The following is a 7920-nucleotide window of genomic DNA, read 5'->3' as shown; positions in this document are numbered from 1 at the left end:
ACTTAAACTAACGGGTGCTTTAGTGAAAAAAAAGACTGTCTTTTTGACGGTCCTTTTTTGGTGAGATTAACACAAATACATTTTTGTAAAGTGCTTGCTACTTATTTATAGAGTTATTATTCCTCTCATCACGATTTTTGGAAGCTGTTTTGTCATCGACTTCAGCCCCCTCTACGATCTGGTTACCAATAGCACCGCCTGAAACACCGCCTATTACAGTACCAATTAGTCCAAATGGAGCACCTATCATAGCACCCGCAACGGCTCCATTAAAAGTTCCTGTTGCTTCACCAAAGTCACTCGCACCTTGATTAGCATTACTACCAGCTTGATTGTTGCCACTTTCTTCTACATTTCCTTCAAAGTTATTGCGTTCGTTACTCTGATTCATCTATTCACTTCCTTGTTTATTAATGGGGAATATGCTAATGATGAAAGCACACCATCCCAAACATATACTACCCAGCTGAAATAGTTTTACTCACTATATGTTGGTTCAAGATATAGTTGTCTTATCGGCAGCCATTTTTTCTTGTTCAACTAACGGGTGCTTGAGCGAAACAAAGAGTCGTAGCTACGGCTCTTTTTCTTGTTTCACTAACGAAGCAGTTTAATTCAACAAGGAATTTCTTGACAAGAGTAACTTGCGAGAATACAATATTCAGAAAACTCCACTTATGGTGACGTAGCACCAAACTGAGGTGGTGCCACGAAGTTTCAACTCTCGTTCTAAAGATTTATTTCTCGGAGGTGAAAGTTTTTTTATTTCATTACTTTTCATTATTAATTTAAAAAGTTCAAAGAGAGGAAAAATCAAATGAACCCTTTGTTGTTAGATGTTCCTTTAAAATTAGATACAGATAGGCTAATTCTTCGAGCACCACTACAAGCTGGCGACGGTGAAATTGTGAGCCAAGCAATTAAAGACTCCTTTTATGAATTAAAATCGTGGTTGTCACTTTTCCAGGAACCTCCAACTGTTGAAGAAACGGAGATCATGTTAAGGAATGCTCATATAAATTTTTTAAAAAGAGAGAGTTTTCGTTTTCTTATCTTTGATAAAGGTGGCAGTGAATTTATTGGAACTACAAGCCTCCATGGGATTAACTGGGACATCCCAAAGTGTGAAATTGGATACTGGATTAATACAAAATATAGCGGTAATGGATATATGACCGAAGCTGTGAAGGAATTGGCTGACTTCGGCTTAAATTATTTCAAATTTAGAAGAATTGAAATAAGGTGTGAATCAACAAACCTTAAGAGTCGTGCTATCCCAGAAAAACTAGGGTTTGTATTGGAAGGTACTTTAAGAAATGATGATTTATCCGCTGATGGCAGCAAACTGACTGACACTTGTGTTTATTCTATAGTAAAGTAACATTGTGAACAATTACACTTAAATTAACGGGGGCGTTTCTTTAAAAAGGAATGCTCTTTTCATATCCAATTAAAAGGAAGTAAATGTTATTATTATATTAAAGATGGTTGCTCTTCTATTACAGGTGGAGAAAGCTTTAATACGATATATGCTACAATATTAAAAAAGTTAAACTTTGGAGGCACACCACTGCAATAAGACTTATAACGAAATTAAGTTCTTGATATATCCCGTCAAGGACATATTATGAAACAGTGCTTTAATAAAGGAGTTGTATAAAATGGATGAAAAAAAAGATACAGAAATAAAACGCTCTTCAAAAGCAGAAAACATTCTACCTCAGATCAATAGTAAAACTAAGCTAGGCGACTTACGAAAAATCGCGAAGGACATTAAAAAAGATCACGAACTAGCTATGGAACTTTGGTCAACCGAAGAGTTTTTGCCCAGACTATTAGCAATCTTAATTATGGACAAAAAACTTCTTTCACAAGATGTGCTAAATAAGCTTGATAAGGATATGCAGACTCACACTTTTGATGAGCGAAATAACTTAATGGATTGGTTAATGGCTAATCAGCTCACCAAAGACAAGAAGAAAATTGCATTGATGGAGTCATGGGAAAATAGTCCTTCTGCTCTTCAAAGGCGAGCTTTCTGGTATTATCAAGGGCGATTGAGATGGACTGGACAAACACCGCTTGATAACACCGCAGACTTGCTATCTGCATTAGAAGCTAATATTACTCAGGAAGAACCGGAAGTTCAATGGGCTATGAATTTCACCGCAGGCTGGATAGGCGTTTATGATGAAAAGAATCGTGCACGTTGTATTAAACTTGGTGAGAAAACGGGTCTTTACAAAGATGAAATAGTAGCAAAAGGATGTACTCCCAGCTATTTGCCGGAGTTCATTACGATTGAAGTAAACAAACGACATAATAATTAGTTACCTCTGAAAAATTTATTAGGGTTTAATGCAAAAAATAAAGGAATTCAAAGCCTCAATATGAAAATTGTAATAGGCTTGGACCGAAAAATAAAGAAATCAACGCGTTATGGCAGCTAGTTAGTGAAATATGCAAGGAAGATGTAAAGGATTAACCCACTATCTCTTTTTGATCTGTAGGGCGCTTATCTTTAAGAAGAACAACTTTCCAGCTGCGCAGTACAACGATACTGTTCAGCAGGAAAAACTAAAAGGATGATAATTATGGTTATCAACCTTTTTCAACTAAAGGGTGCTTTACTTCAATAAGGAGTAAGGCTTTTTTCTTGTTCAACTAAAGGGGCAGTTTACTGCAATAAGCATTATACTATGTATCAGGAGGTCGATAATAATGCCTGTTCATGATTTTGGAATAATTGATAATATCGAAAATCTGAAAAGAAATATTGGTTATGAACCACAAAAATATAAATGTATTTCTGTTGATGATGAAATTATTAATCACTTAAATGAGCATTTATCTATTATGAGAACCTACTTTCATTCGCTTGAACGCCCAGAGTTTGGGCTAGCTTACTGGGGAATTACAATTATTCCACCTGATTCTTTATCAATGTTTTATGATGTGATTACATCTTCAACGATGTATAAAAAATCTGCTGAACTTAATGAGTTAGCTTCTAAAATATTTCAGGCTAAAGAGGAAAATAAATACATGATACACTTTGGAATATAAGCCTTTTTGTTTTTTATCTTATCTAAATTAACGGGTGCTAATATTAAAGATGGGATGGCTGCGGCTAACGGGTTCCCTTTTGAGGTGCAAACATTGCAAATCACATCACATTTTTTGTCACTAATATCAATGTAATTCTCAATGGAATTCTCTAATTAAATAACAATAATAAACGCAGTGAAGGGATAGCTTAATCGCTATCCCTTCATTTTAATTTCGCTATCTAATCCCGTTGGTTGAAGAAAGTAGTTGTCTGTTTTTATTATGTGTCTTCGTCGCTTTTGTACTCCAAAATATCACCTGGTTGGCAATCTAAAGTCTTACATATCGCTTCTAATGTTGATAAACGAACCGCTTTGGCTTTCCCATTTTTCAGGATGGAAATATTCGCCATAGTAATTCCAACCCTCTCCGAAAGCTCCGTTACGCTCATTTTTCGCTTTGCTAACATCACATCAATATTAATAATCATTGCCATATACTCCACCTCAGACCGTCAAATCATTTTCTGATTTTATGTTAATCGCCTCTTGTAGAAGCTGTTGGAGGATAGCAGCAAAAACGGCGATAACCAACGAAGCAAAAATGATGATGAGTTCCAATATTCCAAAAGGAGGGTCCATATTCTTCGTTATAAAACGAAAGAGTGGCAAACCTAATACATACAAACCACTGATTGTAAACGCACAGCACTTTATGCTCTTTAACGCCTTTACAGATAATTCCGAGAACGCTGTGTTCTCGTCAATGTACCGTAAAAGATTGAAAGCCTGATAGAGAGCAAAGTAAAAAGGCACAGCAGCTCCATACATCACGATGAAAACGAGATATTTCATATAAGCAATATCTGGATACAATTCTCCAGCAAAATTTCCGATCTTAGGCACCAAAAATATGCACAATGCAAGAACTGGGATTCCAGTCAGAAAAATAATTACCTTTAAGAAAGTGGTTGAACCTCGTTTAACATTCATTAAAAACACCTCACTTATTTAATGACAACATGATTTTATCATATGATTTATCGTTTTACAATAAATTCGTATTGTTTTTTATTGTATTATTATTGTTACATGAAGTCCTTCGATATACTTGTTTCTTCGATCAAATTCATGGAGGGCATTCAAATATTCCGAATAAGGCTCCGTATCATTCTTTGTTGGTGGTTGAGGAGAGAAAGAGAAGCGAAGTCTTGCATTCTTTTGAGAGAAATCATCAAGATCTATATAAGCTAGAGCAAGAGAATAAATAGAATTTGTGGAAGAGTCATCTCTTGCTCTCATATAGACGGGCAGCATTCATGTAATAAATAAGTGGTAATTGAGTAGTTTTGTGAAACATTGTACTTAAACTAACGGGTGCAAGAGTTGAAGATCGGGCTGTCAATATGGCAGCCTTTTCTTATTCGACTAACGAAGCAGGTTAGTTAAATAGATTGGCTCAATTGGCTATCGTTTTATTTTACATTGACTCAAAATACGACCTTATGAAAGGTGAATAAAAATGAAAGTGGGTTCTTTTTGTAAAAAAACACCGAAGGGTTTTGTCGAATTTATGTAAAAAACGCTGAAACCATTGAAAAACTGCATAAAAAATAACCCCCCATAAATTTAGTTTATAATGTTTGATTCTACTTAGAATATTCTTAATAATAATAGTCACGGTATTATTATACAGATGAAGGGGATAGAAATGAAAAAGGCTAATTTCGTACTTATATTTTTACTAGTCATTGCACTAATTCTTGTGTTACCACCGGTCTTAGCACCTGTTATTCACGATAATAACACAGCAAAAGCAGCTATCCGTACGTATATTTACCAAGAAGGATATACATATCAAAGCTTTTTTGCTATTCCCAAAGACGAACAGTTTGATGACCCAGAATATGGTCATCTCTATTATGTAATTTGGCATGATCGTAATAATCCGGTTGGAGATACTCCCCCACTTTTTTATGTAAAAAAATACAAAGAAGGTTATAAAGTCACTTCAGTTGGTACTGGTCCTTGATATAGTCCACCCTTAAATTAAAATTCTTATTCAACTAAAGGGTGCAAGAGTTCAAGATGGGTTGCTGCGGCAACCTTTTTTTGTTCCACTAACGTTAGCAGGTTAGAGGAAGAAGGAGGTTTTTGATAAAGATAGAATATTTAAGGTGAATAGGAAATATTTTGGGGGGCAATTTTTTGAGGAAAACAGAAATTCTTCCTTGGTCAGAAAAATGGAGCCAATCGTACGAAGATGAAGCCGAAAATTAATTAAAATTTTTAAGAAAGAACATATTGGAATACATCATATTGGAAGTACATCTGTTCAGACAGTATGTTATGCGAAACCAATAATCGACATTTTATTAGTTGTTAAAAATATTGAACAAGTGGATATTTATAATGAACAAATAAAGACTCTAGGATATGAACCTAGAGGCGAGAATGGAATAATTGGAAGAAGGTACTTTCCGAAAGGAAATGAGAAGCGAACCCATCATTTACACATTTTCCAAGGAGGGGATGAAAATATAAAAACACATTTAAATTTTAAAGAATATTTAATAAATCATCCACAAGACGCTCAAGATTATGGGGAATTAAAAATAAAGCTAGCCAGCCTATATCCTGACGATATTCATAAATATCAACAAGGTAAAGAGCATTTTGTAAATGGATTAGTTCTGAAAGCAAAAAAATGGGCTGCTGGTGCTTGAGTTAAGGAACAGAGCTATTTCAATAATGTAGCAGATTAACGGAGAAAGAAGGATTTTTTATAGAGTACAGATTAAGTTATTTTGAATAATAAATGGAGGTTTTATATGGGAGAGACGAAAGCAATAAATTTAGACAGTGTTTCATTTTACTTAAAAGAAAAACATGATTTTGATTGGCTTAGAAATCTTGGTAAAGTGTTTTGTGTTTTTGATGAACAAGATTCTGGTAATATATCTTTTGGAATTGAAAAAGACGGTGTTAAAAAGTTTGTGAAGTATGCAGGGGCAAGAACTTTAGAGTATTTAGGAGAACCTGAAGACGCAATATCAAGATTAATGAATTCAATTCCTCTTTATGAAGAGTTGAAGCATCCACATTTAATAAAATTAATAAATCATTTCCAAGTTGCTGAGGGATATGCATTAGTATTTGATTGGTTTGACGGGGAATGTCTTCATTCTCATTGGTCTTTTCCCCCTCCAGAGAAATATACACACCCTGATTCACCATTTTTTCGCTTTAAACAATTGCCAATTGAATTTCGGTTAGAATCACTGAAATGTATTTTTGAATTCCATGTATATGTGGAGAAGCAGAATTATGTTGCTATTGATTTTTATGATGGAAGTATTTTATATGATTTCGAGAACAATAGCACAAAGATTTGTGATATTGATTTTTATAAGAAAAAACCATTTATAAATACAATGGGAAGACTATGGGGATCATCAAGATTTATGTCTCCAGAAGAGTTTGAATTGGGTGCTGAAATTGATGAAAGAACTAACGTATTTAATATGGGAGCAATCGCATTTGGATTGTTAGGTGGAGATCTTGACCGTTCAATCTTAAAGTGGGATGCAGATCAGGAGCTTTACGAAGTAGCATTGAAGGCAGTTGAAAAAGATAAAAACGACAGATATTCAACAGTAAAAGAATTCTTCTTAGCGTGGGAATCAGCATCTAATAATTATCTATCTTAAACTAAGAGATTGTGAACAAATGTACTTAAACTAACGGGTGCAAGTGTTTAAGTACGGAGATCGCTGCGGCGGTCTTTTCTTTTTGTGCTAACGAAGCAGTTTAGTTGAACAAGAAGGCATTAACTCTTTTTCCACAATCAGGCCATTTTATGGAATAAAAATAAAGGGAAATTGAAGGGATTCGCGGTGTGAACGAAGAAATACATATCAGATCATTAGTATTACAAGAGGAGGAAGCGTGCATTTTGAATAAGAAGGATGATAAGAAGGTTCATATCTACCATATTACATTAACAAACGGTGAACTGCTCAAAAACATTCGAATCGAAGGTTCGCTTGAATGGAAACTTTCAGGTATCGCAGCACATCTTATTGCTGTGGAAGATGACAACGGGAAAAAAGTTGTATTGAGCAAATATCAAATTGTCAAAGCAGAACTGGTAAACATCGAAGATTAAGATTGTGAAGATTTTCACTTAAACTAACGGGTGCAAGTGTTAAGGATCAGGGCTGTCAATTTGGCAGCTTTTCTTTTTGTGCTAATGAAGCAGTTTAGTAGAAGAAAAACTGGTGATTTTTTATATCGGAGAGAATTTATAAAGAAATAAATAACCCAAGGTGGTTTGAAAATGGGAATGTCGGATTGTTATAAAAAACTTCGAGAAAAGGTCGGTAATGAACTAATTTTTATGCCAAGTGTAGTAGGGATTGTTCGAAACGATTTGGCAGAAATTTTATTACAAAACAAAGGAAATGGCGAGAAGTGGAGTCTCCCTGCTGATGCAATTGAACTTGGAGAAGCATGCCGAAGCAGTTGTTCGTGAAGTATGGGAAGAGACAGGACTATATGTTGTGCCTCAAAAGTTATTACGCGTATTTGGTGGGAAAGACTTTTGTTACAAATATCCTAATGGTCATCAAGTGGAGTATAACTTCTTTATGTTTGAATGTGTTATTCAAAGTGGTGAACTAAGCCCAATAGATATCGAAACGGATGACCTTCAATATTTTAGTTCAAGTAATATGCCTGAACTTGCTTTACCCTAAAGATTTATTTTTACATAGGGAAAAAAGTGAATTATATTTTCAGTGGAATGAACAATGGTTAAAAAATCTTTCTCAAAAATAACTTTTTCTTGTTGAACTAACGGGTGCGATGCTTC

General features: G+C 34.7%; 10 protein-coding genes and 1 pseudogene. 8 read left to right on the top strand and 3 right to left on the bottom strand.

From position 1 onward, the window contains the following. Positions 1 to 97: 97 nt before the first annotated feature. Entirely contained in the window at positions 98 to 391 is a 294-nt protein-coding gene (locus tag V7137_RS14735) for a hypothetical protein (protein WP_335698787.1), read from the bottom strand. A gap of 426 nt (positions 392 to 817) precedes the next feature. On the opposite strand from V7137_RS14735, the gene V7137_RS14730 reads away from it, so the two are divergent. The 3 genes from V7137_RS14730 (at position 818) to V7137_RS14720 (ending at position 3066) form a co-directional block, all read left to right on the top strand. Further along, on the top strand, positions 818 to 1381 hold the full coding sequence (locus V7137_RS14730) for a GNAT family N-acetyltransferase (RefSeq protein WP_335698786.1): 564 nt from the start codon (positions 818 to 820) through the stop codon (positions 1379 to 1381). 280 nt (positions 1382 to 1661) lie between these two features. After that, a complete protein-coding gene (locus V7137_RS14725) occupies positions 1662 to 2330 on the top strand; it encodes a DNA alkylation repair protein (protein WP_335698785.1) in 669 nt (222 codons plus the stop codon). Positions 2331 to 2721: 391 nt separating this feature from the next. Further along, a complete protein-coding gene (locus V7137_RS14720; RefSeq protein ID WP_207196621.1) occupies positions 2722 to 3066 on the top strand; it encodes a short-chain dehydrogenase in 345 nt (114 codons plus the stop codon). A gap of 262 nt (positions 3067 to 3328) precedes the next feature. On the opposite strand, the gene V7137_RS14715 is transcribed toward V7137_RS14720, so the two are convergent. Both V7137_RS14715 and V7137_RS14710 read right to left on the bottom strand, forming a co-directional pair. Beyond that, positions 3329 to 3544, bottom strand: coding sequence for a helix-turn-helix domain-containing protein (locus tag V7137_RS14715; RefSeq protein ID WP_335698784.1), 216 nt, complete (start codon positions 3542 to 3544; stop codon positions 3329 to 3331). A gap of 10 nt (positions 3545 to 3554) precedes the next feature. After that, on the bottom strand, positions 3555 to 4040 hold the full coding sequence (locus tag V7137_RS14710; protein ID WP_335698783.1) for a DUF2975 domain-containing protein: 486 nt from the start codon (positions 4038 to 4040) through the stop codon (positions 3555 to 3557). A gap of 718 nt (positions 4041 to 4758) precedes the next feature. Here V7137_RS14710 and V7137_RS14705 point away from each other — a divergent pair. The 5 genes and pseudogenes from V7137_RS14705 (at position 4759) to V7137_RS14685 (ending at position 7804) form a co-directional block, all read left to right on the top strand. Continuing rightward, positions 4759 to 5079 carry a hypothetical protein gene (locus tag V7137_RS14705; protein ID WP_335698782.1) on the top strand — a complete coding sequence of 107 codons (321 nt, stop codon included), beginning with the start codon at positions 4759 to 4761 and terminating at the stop codon, positions 5077 to 5079. 247 nt (positions 5080 to 5326) lie between these two features. After that, a complete protein-coding gene (locus V7137_RS14700; protein ID WP_335698788.1) occupies positions 5327 to 5773 on the top strand; it encodes a GrpB family protein in 447 nt (148 codons plus the stop codon). A 105-nt stretch (positions 5774 to 5878) separates the two neighbouring features. After that, a complete protein-coding gene (locus V7137_RS14695) occupies positions 5879 to 6757 on the top strand; it encodes a serine/threonine protein kinase (RefSeq protein ID WP_335698781.1) in 879 nt (292 codons plus the stop codon). 245 nt (positions 6758 to 7002) lie between these two features. Then, positions 7003 to 7215, top strand: a complete 213-nt coding sequence (locus V7137_RS14690; protein ID WP_335698780.1) for a hypothetical protein — start codon at positions 7003 to 7005, stop codon at positions 7213 to 7215. Positions 7216 to 7386: 171 nt separating this feature from the next. After that, positions 7387 to 7804: pseudogene (locus V7137_RS14685) on the top strand (NUDIX domain-containing protein). Positions 7805 to 7920 lie beyond the last annotated feature (116 nt).

Origin of the sequence: Neobacillus drentensis, from assembly GCF_036962765.1 — a bacterium.
GTDB lineage: Bacteria > Bacillota > Bacilli > Bacillales > Cytobacillaceae > Neobacillus > Neobacillus drentensis_C.
This window is presented reverse-complemented; position numbering and strand designations above follow the sequence as displayed.